Genomic DNA, 20,296 nt, shown 5'->3' on the forward strand with positions numbered 1-20,296 from the left:
ATCTCTTCAAAATAGATCCAGCGGAAACTCCGTGATTATTCTTAGTTGTTTCACGCTGTCTCCGGTAAAGGCATGCTCGGCATAACGTACTCGTATGGACAGATTCTTCAGGGTACCCGTTTCAACTACGGTTTTCAGGTCGATATCTCGCTCTATCTGTTTATCTGCATGAGCGAAATAGGCGTATAGGCCGTCCGGGTCGACTTTCTCATTATCAATATCAAACCCATAGACATAACGAAGCCCAAGTGTTGTGCGCAACCCGCCAGTACTTCCGAAGTCATAGGCATAACCGAGCCCCACTGACTTTTCTCCGGGGCCATTGAAATCCCCATATTGCGAAGAGTTCGCCAGGTAGATGGAGTCCATGTAAGTGCCATCTGAGCCCATCAAATAGTCGAACGGTTGACTGCCGTGTATTTTTTGCAAGGACAACGTGTAAGTGTGCGGGCCGTTTCCATAAGCGGTCGCTAACGACCAGGCCGTGACGTTTATTGCACCGGCATTGGCCTGCCCTTCATCGAGTGAGCGATAGAGGTTGAAATCAAAGCTCAGTGTTTGTTCTGCTTCCAGAGGGAAGGTGTAATTGGCATTGACGTAGAACTGACGCCACAGATCGTCTGCGCGAGACGCATAAAAGGCAACGCTACCCTCATCGACGGGCTGGTACGTCAACCCGGCGTAGTCCACGTCGCCGGCGTCCACCCCGGCGTACCCGGCCATGAACCCCTCGTTGTGATTTGTGGTTGTATAACCTCGGGAGGAATAAAAATGCCCGATATCGATACTGACCTTATCGATATCATCACTTAATAATTGAAAGCCCCTTGTGGTCATCGGCATCAATCTTAAGTCGGGCGTTGCGAACACAGGATTATAAGGACGCAGATCGCCATACTTTATAACCGTGTTCGACCATTTCATCTTTACCGACGCATTCAGTGTAGAGGACTCTGTTCTTTCTCCCTCGCCGTCAGCGGGAAACATTCCCGTGCCCACCGTGCCACGCCCACCGTCCAACTTGTAAGCGGTGTAGGCACTTGCATCAACACCGAATCCGATATCGCCTTGGGTGAAACCGGATTGGTAGTCCAACTGGAAACCCTGTCCCCACCCTCGGGAATCGGGATAATCAGACAATGAGTTTCGATTGAAATACATATTGCGCGCAATCAACTTGGCGGCTCCACCCTCGACAAAACCTTCTTGGGTTTCCTCAGCCTGCGCTTGCAAAGAACTTGCGGACATCGAAAATATAAACAGACCCAACAGTGGACGCTTCTTCATTGGAGGCCTCTGGGCTTTGATTCTTATTGTTTTATAGACGCGCCTGTACAGCTCAGTGGTAATCAGTCTCCTGAAATCAAGCCATACCGGAATGTCTAGAGTCAGCGATCATTTCTACGGTGAGCAATAGCGTGGGAATTTGGTGAAGTATCGAATTCCATGCCGCTTGCAGAAGCTAAAAAAGAGGGGTGAGGCCGGCCCGACAAAGGCTGGCCTCGTACCGGGCTTAAACGGGTTTGAAGCAATAGGCAGCCAGTTTGTTGCCGTCCAGATCACGGGCATACGCAGCGTAGGCATTCGGTGCCCAACCACGTGGCCCAGGGAGGCCTTCACACGTACCGCCAGCGGCCAATGCTGCGGCATGAAACGCGTCGATTGCGGCACGCGTCGGTGCCTCGAAACTGACGGTCACACCATTGCCGACGCTGGCGGGTGCGCCGTCAGCCGGTTTTAAAACGAAAAAAGAAGGTGCATTCTCGCCCCAGATAGAACCGTTGTCTGCGAGGTCTGCGATACGTTTATGGCCAAGTTTGCCCAGCACGTTGTCGTAGAAGCTGCGGGCTTTATTCAAATCATTGGTGCCGACTGTAACGTGGGTAAAGACACTCATTTTTTAGCTCTCATTGATAGAAACGAGGTGGTCGATGTTGGCGCTAAGAATGTGCCCCGTTCATCTGAAACTACAGTGATGTATCTGCATTAATCCCATGTGAAGAGCGCATAGAAAACATGAGCTGCCGACTGCTATCCATCGAGCCAAGGTTGGCACTATCAGAGGAGCCAGATGCAGCGACTAGCTACGCGCGCCTCGGCAGATTTGAAGGACTGCTTTTGGCTGTGGATTCAACCGGTCGTCGCAACACAACTAAATTCTGTGTAAGCAGAAGGAGTGTTGCAGATGAAGCAGAGACCTCGGATCTATTACACCGAAAGCCAGGAAAAGCTGATGTGGGATCACTGGCAGAAAGGCGACTCTCTCCAGCATATCGCCCAACCGGCGACCCCAGGAGGGCCGGCGATGACGCCGGCGCCCTTATTGGTACCGTCGTTTCGCAAACTGATCAACATCACGACGCTTCCAGGAGCAGTTAAAACGACTCAGCAGCCTCTTAAAGTCCTTTGGACGGGGCAAAAAGAGCGGTTTTTACGCCGCTAACGCTTTCATCAAATCAGCGGTGCCGATGATTTTCATGACCCTTTTTAAATTGTAGGCGAGCACGTTCAGACTCATCTCTGCACTGACCCCGTTGAGCTTTCGCGTGAGAAAGTGCGTTGCACCCATCCATTGTTTGAGCGTCCCGAAGGGATACTCAACAGTCCGTTTTCGGGTCCGCATCATTTCCGGCGCGTTGCTCAGCCTGTTCTGCATTTCCTCCAGGACGGCTTCATGCTCCCAGCGTCGAACCCGCCGTTCCGTGCTCGGTGTGCACTGCGGTTTCATTGCGCAACCATTTCGAACTCCAGTAACGATGTTGACTAGCGCTCGACAGATTTACGTGGTCGGCTTGCGGGGTTCAAAAATGTAGCATCAGGACCGTTGGTTCGCTCCTCATATCATGCTGATCAGCAGATCAAGGGCGAGGAACGATCAACCTACGTACTTTCTTGAATTTTTACTCTATGGGCATCAAAGCATCGCCAAATGTCAAAGGCACTTTGTGAAGGAGGGACCAGATGAATAGGGTAGGGAACACACGCCTGGGACATGATCCAACATCGCCTGGCAGGACATCCGTATGGTAAGCATGAGTTGATTTCCTCGATAGAGCGCTCGCCCACAGAAGTGCGGGCGATCCTATTTGATGGCGGTATGATTCTCATACACCAGTGGTGGTCTCACTTTTTTTAATTCTGCCAGAACAGCTCGGCGCAAACTCGTGCCTTAAAACCATTATCGGCATCTTCTGCATCAGTAACTCCTTCGGCGCCACGAGGCCGTACTCGGCGATCAGCCCACGAATCTGATTGGCTTTGGCCGTCCGCTGTTCGATTCAGCCGGCCCGGATGCGATGCGTCGCTTGGATATCTTGTTGCTCAATCGTCTTGATGGCGACGAAACGCATGCTGGGGCGACTCATCGCCTCGCAGATTGCCTCGGCATCGTTGGCGTCGTTCTTGTTGCTCTTGACGTACGGTTTGACGAACTGCGGCGCGATCAGCTTCACCCGAAATCCGCGTGCTTGTAGTTGCCGAGCCCAATGATGCGCACCACCGCAACTTTCCATGCCGATTTCACAGCCAGGTTCGATCTTTTCCAACACCGTTTGCAGCCAGCGATCACGTGGCAGGTGCTGCCGCCAGACGGGTAGCTCGTGACAATCCACGCCGTGGATCTGAAACACGTTCTTGGCCAGGTCGACCCCAATGCGCATAAGCTTCATGTATGGACTACTTCTCACGGTTGACTGTGGTTCGTACTTTCAGTCTGGCACTCAAGATGCCGAAGTGAGGAGGAGTCCATCCCATTGCTTCTGGCCGGTAGCTGCATCTTGGACTCTAAAGCCACTTCCGGTCGCTTCTGGTCGATTTCAGCCTAAGGCAAACCCTTGAAGCTGACCCCCTGCAGCGATCGGTGAACACAAACGGCGCTCTGATCGTCGGTATGTTGCACACTGACGAGCGTTACTGGTCCTGCGCTGCACCCTCCAGTGCCGCGACTATCTGCCTCTCGATGTCCTTCTCATCCTGCCCGCGACCGAAGTGCTTGAGGTAGCGGCCTTGGCTGTCGAGCAGAAACAGGAGGGTCGAGTGGTCCATCATGTACTGGTCCGGCTTGTCTCTGGACGGCACTTTCTTGTAGTACACGTGATAAGCGTCGGTGATGCGGACAATGTCTTGCGCCGAGCCCGTCAAACCGACGAAGTCGCTGGCGAAGTAGCTCACGTATTCCTTGAGTTTTTTGGGCGTGTCACGCTCCGGGTCGATGGTGACGAAGATCGGCCGCACGGTGATGCCCTGCTGTTGTTGCAGTTGCCGACTGATACGGGCCATTTTCGCCAAGTCAGTAGGGCAAATGGCCGGGCAGGTCATGAACCCGAAGTACAGCAACGCCGGTTGGCCAAAGCTGCGTTCGGTGACCCGCTGGCCATTCTGGTTGGTGAGTTGGAACGGCCCGCCGATGTCGGTTCGGGTGGCGGCCATCGTGTTGGCGGCCAGCCCGATCAACAGCATTGCGGCTAACCACTTCATGGCTTAGTAACCCCCCGAATAGGTCAACGCCAGGCCCACCAGTTCAGACATCTGGCCATCTTCTTTCTGGGTGCCGGCGGACAGTCCGAGTTTGATCTGGCCGGTGATGTTGTAGGTCAGGCTCAACTCGTTGAGATAATCCTGCCGATCCGCGCCTCCCGTGGATTCTCGATGCTTGTCGGTGCGTGTCGCGCCCAATGCCCAGTCACCGAAATCGAAGGTCAGCGACGTGGTCAGGTAACGTGTGTCGTTGCCCTGAATCGCGTCTTCGTTCTCGACATCGGCGAACTCGATGAAGGGCACGATATCGAAATAGCTTCCGGCCAGCGTCGGCTCAAGATCCGTACTCGGCGCGTAAGCCCAGATGTAACGAGCTGACGCAATCTTGATGGTTTCATCGGCCGCGCCGCCAAAGGGTGGATCGGATTGCTCTACATCCTCACCCTGTTGGTTAAACATGTAGCCGAACTGCATTTCCAGATAGGGCACCGCCGGGATCGCCAACCAGTTCACCGTCAACGCATAGGAGTCGAGTTTGCCGGTATTCGAAGGACCGCCGTCGGTGCGCTGGAGCTTCTCACCATGGCGCAGGTAAGGCCGGCCGAGAAATGAATTGTCGGCGGTGTAGACACTGACATTGGGTTCGATCATGCCCAGGCGCTGATCGAAAAACCGATACGCCACCGTGCCGCCAAGCATGCCGTCGAGGTCGTAGGTGCTGACGAAATCTTCAGTGTAGAGGCCGGGCGCCTGATCCTGTGCCCGACCGAACGGCACATGGTACTTGCCGACCATGAACGCCGAGTTCGCGTTGTTCTGGTAATAGTTGAGGTCGTTGATCACCAGCCCCACGTCTTCAAAAAAACGTTTCTGCCCCGGTTCAGGCCCGTCGACGGGATTGATCTCGGTGGAAAACTGGATTTGCTGATCGTGTGTGAAGCGAAAGTAGAACGTGGTGTTGATGTCCGGGTAGGCATCCGTGCTATTGCGGTTACCGCCTTGGGGCGAATCGGCATGCACATGGTCAAACTGAAAGGTCGCGTCGTAATCCATGCCGACATTGGGGTACTGCCCGTCATCGGCCAGCGTCGACTCAACGCCGCACACCGTTCCCAGCAACAACACAGCCAAGCGATAGTTGCTCATGGCATCGCCCCTTTTACTTGATGAGCGGCTTGATCAGCGGGCTGGACGCTTTCGGGTCCTGTCCGGTGTTGCGCAGGTAGGAGCACAACTGGTTGTTTTCTCCGTAGAGCCCGCCCAAGGGTTCGAGCTTGACCGCCTGCTCGTAGTCCTCGGGCTTGACCACCTGAATCGCCTGCATCATGCCGCCGTCCTCGTGTTCGAGGATGTGGCAGTGGTAGACGAACTTGCCGAGGATCACCGGATCGCGAAACGGAATTCGCACGGTGATCGATCCCGTGGCGGGGATGAACACATTGTCCCGATAGCCGCTGAACTGCACCGGTATGCCATTGATCTCGGTGACCTGGAAATCCACCTGGTGAATATGAAACTGGTGCAATTCCTGGGACGGGTTGAACAGTCGCCACTCTTCCACGTCGCCGAGCTTGACCGTGGTGTTGACCCGGTCCAGTTCGAAGCGGGTGCCGTTGATCAAGAACGCGTTGGAATCGGTGTCCGAATCCTGAAAGGCGAACTGACGCGTCTTGTTCACCGCGATCTTGCTGAAGTCCTCTGCCGGCGGATAGGCGCTGGTGATCTGCCGGGTCGCAACCCGTTCACCGCTGGAACGCAACACCGCCAGCTTCGTCGCCGGGTAATCATCTCCGGCCGGGCCGGTGTTGCCGGAGCCTGTTTCGATTTCGTAGGAGCCTGCCGGCGGCCCGACCACTAACACGCTGAAACGCGCGGATGGCCCGATCAACACCTGATCGGTGTCGACCCTGCGCGTCACGGTATTGCCGTCGCGCGACAACACTTGCATCGACTGGCCGTTGATGCGAATCCGGAAGTATTGGTTGGCGGCAATGTTGATGAAATGCCAAAGCTGGGTTTCCCCGGGCTTGATGTCGATGATCGGCACTTCCTGGCCGTTGACGGTACGAATCGACGGGGCGCTGGTGATGATTTCGCTGGCGACTTTGCCGGTCAGGGTTTTCTGAAAATTACGCAGAACCAGGACCTGTTCCTTGATGCCCTTGAGTTCGGGGAACGGATCGAGCATGCCGTCGACGAGAATCGGCCCGGCAATCCCGGCGGACACCTGGCGCTGGGAACCACCATGGAAATGGCTGTGATACCAGTAGGCGCCAGGGCTGTGTTCGAGCGGCAGTTTGACGTTGTATTCGCCGACTTGATGGGGCTGGATCACGCGAAAAATATTATCGCCCTCATCCAGAGGCGACACCTGCATGCCGTGGAAATGCAGGTTGGTGATTTCGTCCATGCGGTTATCCAGACGAATCGCCATGGTCCCGCCCGGTCGCGTTCGAATCAGCGGCGAATCGTAGTCGCCGTTGAACACCAGGGAAACGTAACGCTCATTACCGACGTTGACCTGCTGTTCGGCCGCCGTCAGCGTGGCGTGGGTCACACCGCTGGCATCGTAGGTGAATTCGGGATTCTGGCGCAGAGGTTGGGGCGCACGCTCGACGGCATGCTGAGTTGCACAACCGGTCAATGTCAGCGCACAGATGCTCGCGCAGAAGACCAAGAGGCGGACGCTGAAAGCTCTGGCCATGATCGCGACCTTCGGTGGCTTGGCTATGAACTACGCGCGCAGTTCGTCGGTGCGTTGCCCAAGGGTGATCAGAAGACACCGCGCAATGCCACAAGCCAAGGCCGGCGTGGCTTTTAAGGGGGTTGCGCGTAACTTTTCGTAGTGTAGAACAGCGCAAGGGGGGCGCAAGTATTTGGATCCACGAATCGTTACCCAACCGATGAACAGCACTTCTTGATAATCATTGCCGTTACCCATCAGAGGTGTTTCTTGGCTTCCTTATCGATATGCCGGTCATCTTTATGGCGCTCTTTCTCCAATTCCTTGGCTTCTTTATCAATGTCCTTTCCGTCGCGATCGACATCTTTGTCTACGTCACGGACGCCGTCCCTGACGTCTTTCGCGACATCCCCTTCGGCTTGTGTAATGCCCGCGTGACACATCAGGCCCGCAGCCAACAGGGAAGCCACTAGAATTGCATTGAGGGATCGCATTTCAAAGCTCCTTTTTCATCAACGCAGTTGTGTAATTGCGAGATAAAAAATAGATGCAATGAACAAAGATTGCCAACCCGCTGGTCGCGCCTGTGCAGTGATCGACGGACTGCCCTGCAAGCATGTCGCGCAACCTTACGCCGAATATCTGATTGTTCTGGTTCGCAACCCACCGATTTACCGGCTGAGCCTACGCTTCACCTGATCAGATGAAAGGCCCTTTCTCCTATCAGGAATACTTCGTGTGGTGATCAATGTCCGGCAGGAGGACGTGATTCGGCAAAACCTGCTGGCGATCAACGCGATCGTTTATGTGACGACGTGCTTAATTGCTTATTGGGCGCTGCGGACACTCAAGGCTAAACGCAATTATCAACTGGAGCGAATAGCCGACGGGTTGTTTTTGCTCGGGCTGACCTTGACCACCCTTACGAGGGTTCATCACGTTTTCCATGTCGTAAGGGTTAAAACATGCGCTCTAACCCCGTGGCACGACACGCGCTTCACTGTTACTTTCTTCCGCCCCCTAGCGGCTCAATGGGAAGGCTGATGGCCAAAAGAAACCGCTGACGAAAGACTGCTAACGGCCCAGAGTGTGTAAAAACGCTTCATCAAAATTGAAGTTTGCGCATCTATGCGAAATCTGAAAATTATCGGCTGCTCAGCCGATTTAGATTTTTGCGGAGAAACGCGATTTTCAGTCCAACACTGGGCTCCAATCGCGCTGAAAAACGTTTTTACACAACCTCTGCCGGAAGCAACCTGTCGTGAAAAGCAGATTCGGACCGTTACCGTCATTGGGGAGGTATGCAAAATCTTCGCAGTGGCAGCCCGCGATGAGCAATCACTCCGTGCTTCTGCTGCGCAAGGCGCACCAGGTCCAGACGCCACCGCAAAAATCCACGACCCCGAATAGCATCAGCACCGGTTCGCTCAACTGTAACGCTACGAAAACCGTGAAGCTCACCAGCACCAGGGCGCGGGTATAGACGGACGCCCAGTAAACCTCAAGGCATTCACTGCGTGCGGCGAACCAGTAATAGATCCCGATGTTGAAAGCGAGCACGCCGACCACGCGGATCCACACTTCAGATGTCGCTTCCATCCCAAATAGCGTGATGATCAGGTTGGGCACCAGCATGAGCGCCAGTCCCAGCAGCATGAGATAGACCGCGAAGTATCTGAGCGAACGGGCGGCGCGAGACATGGTCTTCCTTAGGGCACGATAGGATGGCAAAGGTTAGCGTTACGCCGAGCGCCGAGCATGTTGGCGGACGTCAATCTGCGTGTGCGAACACGCCGTCCAGTCAGCGACAGGAAGGGTAACTTGCTACGTGCGGGGTCGGCTCCGGTCAGTACAGCAGCGAAATCGAAGAGGCGTTCCTTTTGACCCCCGCCGTCAGCAGCCGTGCTGGGCGACATGATGACGCCCCGGAAACCAGGGAAGCCGCAACCCGCCACGCCATCGAGGATGCCTTGGTGCGGAGGGTGTTGGGCTACCGTCGAATCATCGGGTCCCGCGACGACGCAGCGCGGCCGGGCTGAAGTATTCGCCATCCGGAATCGCCTGGCCGAAGTCGATGCCGGTCGGCTCCTCGTTGTCCAGGTTCAGCGCGACATAGCGACGCGCCTGCAAGTCATGGAAGGCATCGATAGAGGTCCACGTCGTGGGTAGTTCATAGTGGTTTTTCAGATAGGCCAGCGATACACGCCACAACTCGCCACGGCCGTCATATTGGTCGACCTCCGCCGCTCCCCAACTGTCCTCGTCGAGGAACATCACCCGCTTGGAATAAATGTGTCGGGAACCTGGTTTCAGCGTGCCCTCGACCACCCACACCCGGTGCAGTTCGTAGCGCGTGTATTTCGGGTTCAGATGATTGGGCGTGAGCAGATCCTTGTACTTCACATCAGCCGCAGACAACCGGTAGTTGTTGTAGGGAATGTAGATCTCTTTCTTGCCCAGCAACTTCCAGTTGAAGCGGTCAGGGGCTCCGTTATACATGTCGGTATCGTCAGCCGTGCGCAGACCGTCGGAGGAGGCGATGGGGGTGTCGTAGGCCAGGGTGGGCGCGCGTCGTACGCGACGCTGACCGGCGCTGTAAGCCCAGGCCTGACGCGGTTCCTGGACCTGATCAAGGGTTTCATGAACCAGTGAGGCACTGCCCGCCAGGCGCGCCGGGCTTTTGGTGAAGGCCAGGTAATAAAACATGATGTTGCCCAGGTCGGCATAGCTTCCACCCGGTTGGTAGTACTTGAATAACGCTTCTTGCTCACTGATCACAGGGGTGTAGTCGCCGTTACGCTGAACCGCGGCTTCGGCGGAGCGACGCATAGCGTAAACGCCCCGGTAGCGAGCGATGTGGTTCCACACCGCTTCCACACCGCTTTGCGGGATCGGGAACGGAATGCCGCCAACGGCATCGACGAAGCCATTGCCATCGGCGACCAGTTTCGCCGTGGTGGCATTTTTAAAGGTGTTGTCGTATACCGACTGCGGCGCCGAGCCACTCCGACGGCTGGTATAAACCGGGATCTGGTAAGTCTCGGGATAGTTGTTGAACAGGGCGATCTGCCCGGGTGTCAGGTTGTTCTTGTACTGCTCCAGATTGGCTTTGGTTATGGTGAATAGTGGCTTGTCGTCCTTGAAAGGATCGATGTGGTGTTGCCCCGGCTTGAAGCCTGCCGGCTCCTGCGTTATTCCGCCAGTCCAGGCCGGAATGGTGCCCGCAGCATTGGCCGATTTTTCCGCACCGAATGGCGTCAAGGATGACTTTAGAGTGGCCGCGTCTTGCGGGGAAACCGCCGCCAGCGCGCTGACGCTGGACAGTGCCAGGGCCAACGCGGTACTGACAAGGATGCGCATGTTGCTCATTATTTTTTCTCCGTGAACTCAGAAGGAATACTTGACGTTGAAACCGACGTTGTCGCGGTCGCGCGCAGCGTTTTCCTGCCCGGCGCCATAGAACGAGGTGTACTGCAACTCCGCCTCCAGACTATTCATGTAGGCGGCCTTTAAACCCAGCGTGTAAGCCTTGCGCCCGGCGATGAAATTGCCGGCCTGGTAGGAGTTGCCGCTGAAGTCGTCCTTGTAGACGGCGTAAGGCGAGAGGTTCACCCCGGCGAAGACGTCGTTCCACGTGCCCGTCAACATGACGGTGGCGCCATAGGCGTTGCGGTTGACTTGATCGCTGCGGTCAAAGCCCGAGACATATGCGCCGTTGGAGCGTCCCGAGTAGTAGCGGGTCGACCCGTCGTAGGCTGTGTATTGCAGGCTGCTGCCGCGTATCTGCTCGGCCGCGACCTCGATCACACCCATCAACGAGCTGAACGACAGCGCCGGGCCGAAGTTGTAAAGACTGCCGATGGAGCTGTTGAAAGCCTCCACGCGCTCGTAGTCGTGGATTTGGCCGCCGAGGGCAACCTGCTGCCCGCCGACGTTGACCGTCTGACCACTGACGATCTTCCCGGCCTGGGCCAGCATGTCCCCCAGCAGATCATTGGTAGTGGCGACGCCGATTGGCAGGTTGGGGCGATAAGCGATCTCGCCGAACAGCGAGGCATCGCCCAGCGTGGTGTTGAAGCTCAGGCCGTACATGCGGATATTTTCAACGTATTCGCGCTTGGCCGTGGTCTGGTTGGCCAGGTCCACCGCCGCTGCGCCATTGACCAGGCCCAGTGTCTGAATCGCGTTGGCGTTGCCCGCGGCAGCCGCGTTGATTAGGTTGTTGTACGACGAGAAACCGCCCAAGCCTGCCATCTGGTTCATGTTGACGCCGGCATACGCCGGGTTCAAATCGGCATAGATCACCGGATCCTTGGCGTGGTAGTTGACGAAGTAGAAACCGAACTCGGTCGAGTTGAGCTGCTCGGCGATGTAGTGGAAGGCGGCACCGAACTGGCCATCGTTTTTCGCATTGATGTCCTGGCCGATGTTGGAGACTTTGAAGTAGCCGTTGGGGTCCAGGTAATTGGTGCCCTGCAATCCGGCAAAATGGCTGGCGGCCAGTTGCGGGTAGAGGCGCTGGAACGTTGGGTTGGAGAATGCATTGACGCGGGTATAACCGGTGTTGCCGCCGTCGGCGAACAGGTCGGTCTCGGAGAAAAATGTCCCTACGGGATCGAGACGGGTTTCTTTCCAGTTCCACTGGTAGAACGTGTCCATCGACAGGTTATCGGTCAGGCCGATGTTGAAGCTGACAGCTTCAACCGGCATCAGCACTTCCTTGACCTCGGCGCCCGGCAGGCGGAATTTGGAAGAGTCCACCGGGTTGGTTGTGTTCACTCCGCCACGGTAAAAGAGGCCTTCACCCCAGTTGAACACCTGGCGCCCCAGGCGTGCTGTCACCGGGTGCTCGGCAATGTCCCAGTTGCCGTAGACGTAGGCGTCGAGGATGTCCGCGCGACTGCCGGCAATGTCGCGGGTCTCCTGGGTGAAATGATCGTTCTGCGGATAAGACTGGCTCGGCTGCGCAGGCTGGTTGTGGTCGTAGTAGTTGTTGCGCTTGTCCATGATCTGCGTGTCATAGAACGCGGAACCACGCACGAACAGGCCGTAATTGTCGTAGGTCGCCCCCAAGTCGGAGGTGATCTTGTACACCTCTGAAGCGAGGCCGGGACTGAAATTCCGGTTGCCGTCGTTTGAGTTGACGTCATTGTTGGTCTTGTCCTGGCCTTGCACACGCCACAGCGCGCCGTAGGACACCGTCGTGTCCAATGAGCCGGTGACCTGATTGTCGAGGAAACTGAATTCAGCAGCCCTTGACTGTCCGCTGAGAATCAAGGGGAAAACACAGGCTAGGGCGGACCCGGCCTGCAAGCATCGCTTGCGGGAATTGGATTCCATCTGAACTGCTCCAACGACTGATTATTATTGTTTGCGTCATTAGCCGGGGCGCCACTTTGGCGCCCGGAGGTACTTATCGAAGCGGCGTGTCGCTTTCACATCGTGATGGTTTCCTCCATTCGATCCGCACAGCCGTCAGCGAGCCAGGGTCGCAGGCGAGCGCGATAGCGGTCCCGTACTGACAAGGCGTGCTATCCCCCAGGAAAGCGCGGCCAGCATTAACGTCAGGTGATAGATGTCGAGGCGAGCGATGCCATGCCATTCGCCACGGGCCCCGCCCACCAGTCTGGCAAAGATGAACAGCAGGCTGCCTGCGACTGCCAATGACCAGCGTCGCGAGCGGCCTGGCCAGGCGATGGCGACCAGTGCGAGCAGGTTGCCGGCCAAGGCCAATTGTTCCGGGACCCACAGCAGGACCGCGGCGCTGGCGATCAGCAGCAACCGATGGGGCGTGCGCTGCAAGCAGCCAACGGCGATCAACAGCAGGGCGATGCGTCCGGAAACAGCCGACATGGCTTGATGCGCAGGCTGCACCTGCTCAAGCCCGGCATACACCAGGGCGCCGGCCGTTGCGGTTGCCGCTATGAGCAGGAAGCCAATCGCACGCCAGCCTTGTCGGTCTTTCATGCTGACTGTGCATGCCCAGAGGCACGCGATGCACAGCAGCAGTTCGCAAATCACGCTGGTCATGACTCACGCCTCCACTGGCAACGGACGGCGCAGCGAACGCACAAGCGTACCCAGCAGCACCAGGCTAGCCACACAGAACAGCGTCATTACCCAGGCAATCGGCAAACCCCATTGCAGGTGGGCGATGGCCCCCGGGGTGGCCAACGAGCAAAGCCACAACACTTGCCAGCGACCATGCCCCGGTGCATTTTCGAGGGTGCGCCCCAGTACCCACAGCGAGGCCAGAATCCACGTCGCGCCGAGCACTTGCCAGGGCAGGCTGAGCTGAAAAGCCAGGGCAATGAAACTCAGCCCCAAAGGCATGACCAGCACCATCTGTAGCAAGCAATAGAGCGCAGTTGCGCTGGAAATACGCGGACGGTAGATGCGGAACGCGCTGATGTCATGTGGCGGGTGGGGCTTGAGGCGATGCGCTGCGGCAGGCCTCCAGCCGGGTGGGGCGAACCACATTTTGAAGCGATCCGCCCAGTTGTCCGCCAGCCGGAAATCCTCCAGAAGGCCCAGGTATTTGTGCAGGTTTGCCTTGATCGGATCGAAGGTTTTGAGCTGCCCATGGATGCCATAAATGATCGGCTCCTCGTGCGCCGGCCGTTCCTTGGCAAAGCTGCCGAAGAGGTGATCCCACAGCATCAGGACCCCGCCGTAATTGCGGTTCACGCAGTAGTCGTTCTGGCCGTGATGCACGCGGTGATTGGACGGCGAGGCGAAGCAGTAGTCGAACCAGCCGAGGCTTCCGATATGACGTGTGTGAATCCAGAACTGGTAACCCAACACCACGGCACCGCTGACGATGAACACGGTCGGTGGCAGACCGATGATCGCCAGCGACCAGTAGAAGAACCAGTTAGTGAAAAAACCGGTGCCGGTCTGACGCATCGCGGTCGAGTAGTTGAACTCTTCGCTGGAGTGATGCACGACGTGGGACGCCCAGACCAGATTGGTTTCATGGCCCATGCGGTGATGCCAGTAGTAGCAGAAGTCGTAGCCGATCAGGCCGATGGCCCAGACCCACCAGTGCGAGGTGGAAAGTTCGAAGACAGCGAGGTACTTGTATGCCAGCAAATACAGGCCGATGTTAAGCCCTTTGGCAAAGATGTTCAGAACCTGGCCACCGAGGCCGAGGGAGATACTCGAGAGGCTGTCGCTCAAGGCAAAGGTCTGGCGGCGACGCCAGAAGCTCCAGAGCAACTCCAGCAGAAGCAGCATGATGAACGCGGGGATCGCGTAGACGATGGCATTGGGCATTTTCTGCCTCCTTGTTATGTAGCAAGGAAGCTAACCTGATCCTCGTCCAACGGCTTGACGCTGGGCGTCAGGGTGCATGTTGGATGGCGCCAATTTACTGTTTGGAAATTGTCTTGCGAAAATCCGCCGGCGAAATACCCCGGGCTTGACGGAAGGCATGACTGAAAGCGCTGGCCTGCGAGAAGCCAAGCGTCAACGCGATATCCATGATGCTGGCATCGGTGCTGCGCAGATGATGGTCAGCCAGTTCCATGCGAATGGTCTCCAGCACCTGGGTGAAGCTTTCGCCTTCGGCTGCCAGTTTGCGCTGCAGCGTGCGCGGCGACATGGCGAGGTGGCTGGCGAGGTTTTCGAGGCTGAAGTCGCCGACGGACAGGTTTTCCACCAGCAATGCACGCAGGCGGCCAATCACGGACAACGGCGCGTAGGAGCGACCCAGTTGCACGGTTGCCTCCAGCAACAGACTTTTGTGGGTGCGCGGATCTGCGCCCTGCACCCGGGTTTTGAGCATCGATTCGGGAAATACCAGGGTGTTGCTACGGGCGCCGAACTGCACCGGGCAACCGAAGAAACGTTCGTAGTGGGAAGGGTCCCCTACCGCCGGATGTATCATCGTGACTTCGAGCAAGGGGTCGTTGCTGGCAATCAACCAGCGACCAAAGGAGGCCCACCCAGCCAGTACCGCTTCCTGGTAGAAGGCACAGTAGGGCTCCAGTTCGCTGATGCGCTGGTCTTCTATCAACACGCGGCCGTCGTTGATAGCAATGTGCGTCTGGCTCGACGGGCTATCGAAAACGATCTTGCCGAAACGCCGGATCATGCTCATCGACTCGCCGAGGGTGGCGCTGGTCATCGACACATAGCCAAGCACGCCATAGGTGCCCGGGCGCACCGCTGCACCCACCAGTAATCCGAAATGCGGCAGTCCGCTCATGGACGCCGAAAGCGCCAGCAGTGCTCTGAGTTGATGCATGGGAATGCGCAGAATCGGATCGGACAACCGCTCCCGTTGCAGGCCGATTCTGGCAAGCAACACTTCACCGTCGCAGCCATGCTGCTCGGCGATATCAAGGACGTGATTGACGAAAGCTGCACTGGAAGTGGCGGGACGCATGGGGCACAGAAGTCCGGTGATCCGGTTGGGGCCCGGATTCTAACAGCACGGGCATCGCCACTGCGAGCGACGCCCGTCTGCGAACTAGCCCCGACCCGTAACCGGAATACCGGCACCCGTGACGGCCGATGCCGCGTCCGAAAGCAGGAACAGGATGACCGCTACAAGCTGTGCTGGCGTCACCCAGCGATCATGCTCGGCATCGGGCATGGCGTGGCGATTCTGCGGTGTGTCGATGATGCTCGGCAGCACTGCGTTGACGGTGATTCCCTTGTCCTTGAGCTCTTCGGCGAGGGTTTCGGTGAGACGCAAGACGCCGGATTTGGACGCCGCATAGGCCCCCATTCCCAGCCCGGCTTTTGCCGCTGCGCCGGAACCGATATTGACGATGCGACCATTCGATGACTGAAGGATCAGCGGCAGCATGGCCTTGCTGGCATTCAATGCCGTACGCACATTCAGCTCGAAGAGCCGATCCCATGTTTGTGTTTCGCCATGTTGCACCGTTTCCCAGGCGAAACCTCCAGCCACGTTGACCAATCCGTCGAGCCGACCGAAATGCGCCTGGATACGTCTCGCCACTTCCTCGCAGTCGGCATAAGCAGTTAGGTCGACACCGGGTAGCACAAGCAGCTCCGACGATGAAGGTATCGCCGATGTTGCCTGATCGATCAGGACCACATGGGCGCCTTGGGCCGCAGCCATACGGGTCAGGGTTTCGCCCAGATTACCCAATGCCCCGGTGATCGCTACGACTCTTTGAGAGAGTGAATTATTCATCAATGCTTTCCTTCTTTCTGGTGTGCACACACGCTAATCAGGCCGGTGCTCTGCGTCATGCGTCAGTGCGCCAGATTGATTGCGCTCTCGCGCCAAATTCCAACGACAGCCAGACTGGCCTCCACGTGCATCGTGTTCTTGGCTTAACGTCCACCGGTGAAGCCTGATGGTTCCTCCGGACTCCAGCACCAAGAGCGATGGCGTGCGCCTGTATGAACAATATTTTTGCCCATTTTGGAGGCTCTTAGAGGTGAGCATTGGTCAGCTGATCACGGATCTACTACAGTGGATTCGAAGGTTTTTGCGTTTTGTTGGGAGGCGGCCGCGACCACGCATTCTATTTGTCGCATCATCGATGGAAGGGTTTCAGTATGAGAAATTCTTTAGTCGCCCTAACCCTGACGGTAGCCGCACTGATCAGTGCGCCAGTCATGGCCCAGCGACAAGGGGCTCCAGAGATCCAGAAGATAATGCAGTGCCCATTCCTGCTGCTTTCTGGCTATTTGTCCAGACCGTCATTTCCATGACTTTCGAGGGAAACACGCTCACGTTGAAAGGCGTGGCGGCGCAAACCCTCATGTTTGCTGACCGTCCCGAGCGTATGACGGGCGACGCAGCAACTGGCAAGTTCGTCAGCTTCTGGACTTCGGGCAAGAGTGACTTCGAAAAGGATCCGCCGAATGCCACCCTTTCAGTGACGGTCGAAGGCACACCACAGCTTGCTGTCGTCGGGCTTACCAACCCAAAGCTCAAAGGCGACACCCTGACTTATACCGTGAAGTTGCTTGACGGCACGCCGTCTGTCACAGGCCAACCTGCAACCCTGTTTATTGATTGGTGGTACGGACCGGGCCGGGGGCCACGCCATTACTGGCATGCCGGGCCTTGGGGACTGTACGGTGGTGGCCGTTGCTGGCGTGGACCGTATGGAGGGCTTTACTGCCGGCCGGCATGGGGCTATTGAGACTCGTTGTTTGTCCTTGCGCCGCAAGAAACAGAATCCGATGCCTGAGCAGGCATCGGATTTTCTTTTGCACCGTTGTCTTGATGTTCACTTCACTTGAAAGGCTGAACTGAATCGAGACGGGGGACATTAGTGAATGTTTCAAAACTTGCTCCGATAGTTGAAGTAGCGCTGTTCAGGCGGCGTTTTTTATATAACTACGTAAATGTCATCGTCCATGTGATAAAGCCTGCAACTCCCGTCGTCCAGGTCAGAGCGGCCAGAAAAAGCCCGTCAGTAAATTTTTCCAACAGGTGATTACGGTTAAATTGTCTAGTTCGCAATGACCAGTACGACAGAATCGTTGTGATCAGGTAGAAAATTGCGTTGATCGCAAGCAAGTCATCACCCAGGGTTCCCTCTTTTCTCAACGTGGTCACCACTTGGAAAATCCCGATTACCGTAATGCAGACGCCCACCATTGCGGATGAGGCGACAAAAATATGAACACAGATGTCTTCATTCAGACTGATGGAAGACTTTGTTTCTTTCATGGCATTTTCCCTCGCAGGGGTTAGGAAACCTGATATCAGAAACGCTAGGGCCATCCGTCTGGCCGATACAGATCAACCAAGCCGACGTATCAGCCAGTGTAGCGACTACCTTTCTTTCTTAGACAGATTGCTGCCCATCGCGGAGGGCTGCAACCGAACCAAAGCGTCATCGCCTTCACTGGCGCGGCTCACAACGGCCAGCTAACTGACCGGGGATTGAAAGGTGGGAAGCAGAACTGAAGACAAATACTTGAATACCTTGAGCGGACTGTCTTCAGTTTTTACATTTACTGCTTGGCTTTCGTTTGTTTGAGCGTATCAACGAATGACCCCTGGGCATTTTGAGTACAAGCTTCAATCACCTTTGGTGTCACCGTGAGGGTGCCATCGACATCCATTACGCCATCGACGGGCTTACCTGATTTAGTGAAACCTCGGCAAAAAAAACAGCATTGGGTTGATATTTCTCATCTATCTCCAGGAAGTCTCCACATGTCCACTTTTCGACAGGTTTGGAGGGGGCTTTCGCGGCCACGACCGTCGAGCTGGCAATTATTGCGAGGTAGGCTACAACCATTTGTTTTGCATTAATTGGATTATCCTCGATACAGAGTTGCGTGGTTAAGGATATGAATGTTCGTTAAAAAACATTCATGGGAATTCCCTATAGGTCAAAAAAGGAATTGTGCATGGCAGCCCTTTGGTGATCAACAGTGCGGCCAACTTCAATTATCTGTACTAGGTTGATAGTGACTTCGCTCATGAGCTGGAGAAGCGATATGCTGATTTCAAAGGTGATCGTGCTTTTGGGAATGTGCGTGGTGGCAGAGGTGAGTGCGCTGGAAACACCGTCAGACGTTCAGGCCTGCATTGCCTGTCACGGCGCAAACGGTGAAGGAACGCCCCAAGGCCCAATGCTTGCCGGACTTTCCGCGCCCTACATCAGTGCCCAGATCGAGAATTTCATTGCTGGACGGCGTAGCAATCCAATGATGTCGGCCGTTGCGCAAGGCTATAGCGATGTGAACTTACGCAATCAAGTCGCAGCATATTTCGCCGGGCAGGGCACAACGCCCAAGTTGCGCGTACGTGGCGAGCAAATAGAGACCACGCTTGCTGGGCAACTTTACTACCAGGGTGATCTGCGGCGCGATCTCCCGGCTTGCTACAGCTGCCACGGCCCCAGCGCCATCGGTAGTGGTCCGTTCCCTCGTTTGGCCGGACAACAAGCTGCTTATTTGAAAGAGCAGCTAATGGCCTGGAAACATGGGCAGCGAAGCGGTGATCCCGACAACATGATGGGCAACATAGCTCAGAAGTTGAGCGCGGATGACATAGTTGCATTGTCTGGCTACCTCTCAAGCATTCGATAAGGAGCAGAGGTCAATGACGACATGGCATGTGGTGATGGCGGTGTGGATAGCTTTTCCATTACTGGCGATGGCGGAGGGGCCAGACATGAGTGCCCAAGTTCCGGCACAGGCCAAGGCAGTTACGCCCGTCGACTTCGTACCTCGGGATCTGACAAAGGTCCCCGAAGGAGAATTCGGCGACAAGGTGCGCCGAGGATATGAACTGTTTGTTGACACTCAACAACTGAACGGCAGTTATGTCGGCAATCAACTCAACTGCACCAATTGCCATTTGAGCAACGGCGCAAAAGACTATTCGGCTCCGTTATGGGCAGCCTATCTCGCCTATCCATTATTTCGCGCAAAAGATAATCATGTCGATACTTTTGCAGAGCGCGTCCAGGCCTGTTTCATCTACTCCATGAACGGCAAGGCACCCGCCTTGGGCTCGTCGGAAGTGTTGGCGATATCCGCTTATTCGTACTGGATGCTGATGGGGGGATTGCTTGATAAGTCCGGCATGGCCGACACTCCCGTTCCTGAAATTACTGACAGTGAGTTGCAATCGGGTGGAAACGAGAAAACATTTGAGCTACCTGAGCCGATAGCGCAAAAGATTAAGACTATCGGCCGTCGGAACATGCCTGGTCGAGGGTTCGCAGCTTTGCCGGCATCACAGTCACCGCCTTCTCCTGATCGAGGGCGCCCGGTATACGTTCATTACTGTGCTGTTTGTCATGGCGCGAGAGGAGAGGGCACCGAGATGGGGGGCGTGCCGATCATGCCTGCGCTGTGGGGTGATGACTCCTATAACTGGGGGGCCGGCATGCATCGCATCAATACAGCCGCCCAATTCATTTTCGACAATATGCCGTTGGGAAAGGCTGTACAACTCACTCCGCAACAGGCTTGGGATGTAGCCGCCTACGTTAACAGTCAAGAGCGCCCGCAAGATCCGCGGTTCAAGGGCAACGTTGCCACCACGGCCAAAACGTTTCACCGCGGGGAGCAATGTTTTTATGGGCAAACTGTGGATGGTGCGATTTTAGGGACTGAAGCGCTTCCGCTCACGAAAAAGCCGAAGGACAACTGACAGTTTTTACCGGGCATTGGCGGATG

At 56.2% G+C, this 20,296-nt stretch carries 19 protein-coding genes and 4 pseudogenes; 6 read left to right on the forward strand and 17 right to left on the reverse strand.

Annotated elements, in window-relative coordinates; genetic code table 11:
• Positions 1–6: 6 nt before the first annotated feature.
• Together ACA079_RS09460 and ACA079_RS09465 are read right to left on the reverse strand one after the other, a co-directional pair.
• On the reverse strand, positions 7–1,287 hold the full coding sequence (locus ACA079_RS09460; RefSeq protein WP_497633617.1) for an OprD family outer membrane porin: 1,281 nt from the start codon (positions 1,285–1,287) through the stop codon (positions 7–9).
• Between the two features lie 226 nt (positions 1,288–1,513).
• A complete protein-coding gene (locus tag ACA079_RS09465; protein ID WP_497633618.1) occupies positions 1,514–1,897 on the reverse strand; it encodes a VOC family protein in 384 nt (127 codons plus the stop codon).
• Between the two features lie 288 nt (positions 1,898–2,185).
• Here ACA079_RS09465 and ACA079_RS09470 point away from each other — a divergent pair, with 288 nt between their 5' ends.
• The gene (locus ACA079_RS09470) at positions 2,186–2,443 is read left to right on the forward strand and encodes a hypothetical protein (protein WP_497634758.1); all 258 of its coding nucleotides are present in this window, start codon (positions 2,186–2,188) and stop codon (positions 2,441–2,443) included.
• On the opposite strand, the pseudogene ACA079_RS09475 reads toward ACA079_RS09470, so the two are convergent.
• Positions 2,432–2,759: pseudogene (locus tag ACA079_RS09475) on the reverse strand (transposase); the annotation flags it as partial. The gene ACA079_RS09470 and the pseudogene ACA079_RS09475 sit on opposite strands and share 12 nt — an antisense overlap.
• Before the next feature lie 26 nt (positions 2,760–2,785).
• Between ACA079_RS09475 and ACA079_RS09480 the strand changes: the two are divergent.
• A pseudogene (locus ACA079_RS09480) lies at positions 2,786–2,896 on the forward strand (hypothetical protein); the annotation flags it as partial.
• Between the two features lie 319 nt (positions 2,897–3,215).
• Here the strand turns inward: ACA079_RS09480 and ACA079_RS09485 are convergent.
• From ACA079_RS09485 to ACA079_RS09505, 5 genes and pseudogenes are all read right to left on the reverse strand, one after another.
• A pseudogene (locus tag ACA079_RS09485) lies at positions 3,216–3,668 on the reverse strand (IS110 family RNA-guided transposase); the annotation flags it as partial.
• A gap of 241 nt (positions 3,669–3,909) precedes the next feature.
• Positions 3,910–4,476 carry an SCO family protein gene (locus tag ACA079_RS09490; RefSeq protein ID WP_497633619.1) on the reverse strand — a complete coding sequence of 189 codons (567 nt, stop codon included), beginning with the start codon at positions 4,474–4,476 and terminating at the stop codon, positions 3,910–3,912.
• A gap of 3 nt (positions 4,477–4,479) precedes the next feature.
• Positions 4,480–5,622 (reverse strand): hypothetical protein, encoded by a 1,143-nt coding sequence (locus ACA079_RS09495; RefSeq protein WP_497633620.1) that lies wholly within the window; start codon positions 5,620–5,622, stop codon positions 4,480–4,482.
• A gap of 13 nt (positions 5,623–5,635) precedes the next feature.
• Entirely contained in the window at positions 5,636–7,180 is a 1,545-nt protein-coding gene (locus tag ACA079_RS09500) for a multicopper oxidase family protein (RefSeq protein ID WP_497633621.1), read from the reverse strand.
• 236 nt (positions 7,181–7,416) lie between these two features.
• On the reverse strand, positions 7,417–7,653 hold the full coding sequence (locus ACA079_RS09505; RefSeq protein WP_497633622.1) for a hypothetical protein: 237 nt from the start codon (positions 7,651–7,653) through the stop codon (positions 7,417–7,419).
• Between the two features lie 244 nt (positions 7,654–7,897).
• Here ACA079_RS09505 and ACA079_RS09510 point away from each other — a divergent pair, with 244 nt between their 5' ends.
• Positions 7,898–8,203, forward strand: coding sequence for a hypothetical protein (locus tag ACA079_RS09510; protein ID WP_497633623.1), 306 nt, complete (start codon positions 7,898–7,900; stop codon positions 8,201–8,203).
• Positions 8,204–8,497: 294 nt separating this feature from the next.
• On the opposite strand, the gene ACA079_RS09515 is transcribed toward ACA079_RS09510, so the two are convergent.
• The 7 genes from ACA079_RS09515 to ACA079_RS09545 form a co-directional block, all read right to left on the reverse strand.
• The gene (locus tag ACA079_RS09515; RefSeq protein WP_497633624.1) at positions 8,498–8,860 is read right to left on the reverse strand and encodes a hypothetical protein; all 363 of its coding nucleotides are present in this window, start codon (positions 8,858–8,860) and stop codon (positions 8,498–8,500) included.
• A gap of 300 nt (positions 8,861–9,160) precedes the next feature.
• Positions 9,161–10,528, reverse strand: a complete 1,368-nt coding sequence (locus ACA079_RS09520) for a DUF1329 domain-containing protein (protein WP_497633625.1) — start codon at positions 10,526–10,528, stop codon at positions 9,161–9,163.
• An 18-nt stretch (positions 10,529–10,546) separates the two neighbouring features.
• A complete protein-coding gene (locus ACA079_RS09525; protein WP_497633626.1) occupies positions 10,547–12,499 on the reverse strand; it encodes a DUF1302 domain-containing protein in 1,953 nt (650 codons plus the stop codon).
• A 135-nt stretch (positions 12,500–12,634) separates the two neighbouring features.
• Positions 12,635–13,189 (reverse strand): hypothetical protein, encoded by a 555-nt coding sequence (locus ACA079_RS09530; RefSeq protein ID WP_497633627.1) that lies wholly within the window; start codon positions 13,187–13,189, stop codon positions 12,635–12,637.
• A 3-nt stretch (positions 13,190–13,192) separates the two neighbouring features.
• Positions 13,193–14,434 carry a sterol desaturase family protein gene (locus ACA079_RS09535; protein WP_497633628.1) on the reverse strand — a complete coding sequence of 414 codons (1,242 nt, stop codon included), beginning with the start codon at positions 14,432–14,434 and terminating at the stop codon, positions 13,193–13,195.
• A gap of 94 nt (positions 14,435–14,528) precedes the next feature.
• Positions 14,529–15,548, reverse strand: a complete 1,020-nt coding sequence (locus ACA079_RS09540; RefSeq protein WP_497633629.1) for an AraC family transcriptional regulator — start codon at positions 15,546–15,548, stop codon at positions 14,529–14,531.
• Positions 15,549–15,632: 84 nt separating this feature from the next.
• Positions 15,633–16,328, reverse strand: coding sequence for an SDR family NAD(P)-dependent oxidoreductase (locus ACA079_RS09545; RefSeq protein ID WP_497633630.1), 696 nt, complete (start codon positions 16,326–16,328; stop codon positions 15,633–15,635).
• 475 nt (positions 16,329–16,803) lie between these two features.
• Between ACA079_RS09545 and ACA079_RS09550 the strand changes: the two genes are divergently transcribed.
• Positions 16,804–17,292 carry a hypothetical protein gene (locus ACA079_RS09550; protein WP_497633631.1) on the forward strand — a complete coding sequence of 163 codons (489 nt, stop codon included), beginning with the start codon at positions 16,804–16,806 and terminating at the stop codon, positions 17,290–17,292.
• A gap of 197 nt (positions 17,293–17,489) precedes the next feature.
• Here the strand turns inward: ACA079_RS09550 and ACA079_RS09555 are convergent, their stop codons facing one another.
• Complete coding sequence (locus tag ACA079_RS09555; RefSeq protein WP_497633632.1) at positions 17,490–17,825, reverse strand: hypothetical protein; 336 nt, start codon at positions 17,823–17,825, stop codon at positions 17,490–17,492.
• A gap of 287 nt (positions 17,826–18,112) precedes the next feature.
• Positions 18,113–18,402 (reverse strand): annotated as a pseudogene (gene hdeA, locus ACA079_RS09560) (acid-activated periplasmic chaperone HdeA).
• A 202-nt stretch (positions 18,403–18,604) separates the two neighbouring features.
• Between hdeA and ACA079_RS09565 the strand changes: the two are divergent.
• Together ACA079_RS09565 and ACA079_RS09570 are read left to right on the forward strand one after the other, a co-directional pair.
• Positions 18,605–19,198: a c-type cytochrome gene (locus ACA079_RS09565; protein WP_497633633.1), complete on the forward strand. Its 594-nt coding sequence runs from the start codon at positions 18,605–18,607 to the stop codon at positions 19,196–19,198.
• Between the two features lie 13 nt (positions 19,199–19,211).
• On the forward strand, positions 19,212–20,270 hold the full coding sequence (locus tag ACA079_RS09570) for a c-type cytochrome (RefSeq protein WP_497633634.1): 1,059 nt from the start codon (positions 19,212–19,214) through the stop codon (positions 20,268–20,270).
• Positions 20,271–20,296 lie beyond the last annotated feature (26 nt).

The sequence above is a fragment of the Pseudomonas sp. LBUM1645 genome (assembly GCF_059716185.1).

Coding starts and splice junctions, on each gene's coding strand:
- ACA079_RS09490 (WP_497633619.1), bottom strand. CDS start 4,476: ATGAAGTGGTTAGCCGCAATGCTGTTGATCGGGCTGGCCGCCAACACG.
- ACA079_RS09465 (WP_497633618.1), bottom strand. CDS start 1,897: ATGAGTGTCTTTACCCACGTTACAGTCGGCACCAATGATTTGAATAAA.
- ACA079_RS09540 (WP_497633629.1), bottom strand. CDS start 15,548: ATGCGTCCCGCCACTTCCAGTGCAGCTTTCGTCAATCACGTCCTTGAT.
- ACA079_RS09530 (WP_497633627.1), bottom strand. CDS start 13,189: ATGACCAGCGTGATTTGCGAACTGCTGCTGTGCATCGCGTGCCTCTGG.
- ACA079_RS09545 (WP_497633630.1), bottom strand. CDS start 16,328: ATGAATAATTCACTCTCTCAAAGAGTCGTAGCGATCACCGGGGCATTG.
- ACA079_RS09505 (WP_497633622.1), bottom strand. CDS start 7,653: ATGCGATCCCTCAATGCAATTCTAGTGGCTTCCCTGTTGGCTGCGGGC.
- ACA079_RS09520 (WP_497633625.1), bottom strand. CDS start 10,528: ATGAGCAACATGCGCATCCTTGTCAGTACCGCGTTGGCCCTGGCACTG.
- ACA079_RS09515 (WP_497633624.1), bottom strand. CDS start 8,860: ATGTCTCGCGCCGCCCGTTCGCTCAGATACTTCGCGGTCTATCTCATG.
- ACA079_RS09570 (WP_497633634.1), top strand. CDS start 19,212: ATGACGACATGGCATGTGGTGATGGCGGTGTGGATAGCTTTTCCATTA.
- ACA079_RS09470 (WP_497634758.1), top strand. CDS start 2,186: ATGAAGCAGAGACCTCGGATCTATTACACCGAAAGCCAGGAAAAGCTG.
- ACA079_RS09565 (WP_497633633.1), top strand. CDS start 18,605: ATGCTGATTTCAAAGGTGATCGTGCTTTTGGGAATGTGCGTGGTGGCA.
- ACA079_RS09525 (WP_497633626.1), bottom strand. CDS start 12,499: ATGGAATCCAATTCCCGCAAGCGATGCTTGCAGGCCGGGTCCGCCCTA.
- ACA079_RS09535 (WP_497633628.1), bottom strand. CDS start 14,434: ATGCCCAATGCCATCGTCTACGCGATCCCCGCGTTCATCATGCTGCTT.
- ACA079_RS09555 (WP_497633632.1), bottom strand. CDS start 17,825: ATGAAAGAAACAAAGTCTTCCATCAGTCTGAATGAAGACATCTGTGTT.
- ACA079_RS09500 (WP_497633621.1), bottom strand. CDS start 7,180: ATGGCCAGAGCTTTCAGCGTCCGCCTCTTGGTCTTCTGCGCGAGCATC.
- ACA079_RS09495 (WP_497633620.1), bottom strand. CDS start 5,622: ATGAGCAACTATCGCTTGGCTGTGTTGTTGCTGGGAACGGTGTGCGGC.
- ACA079_RS09460 (WP_497633617.1), bottom strand. CDS start 1,287: ATGAAGAAGCGTCCACTGTTGGGTCTGTTTATATTTTCGATGTCCGCA.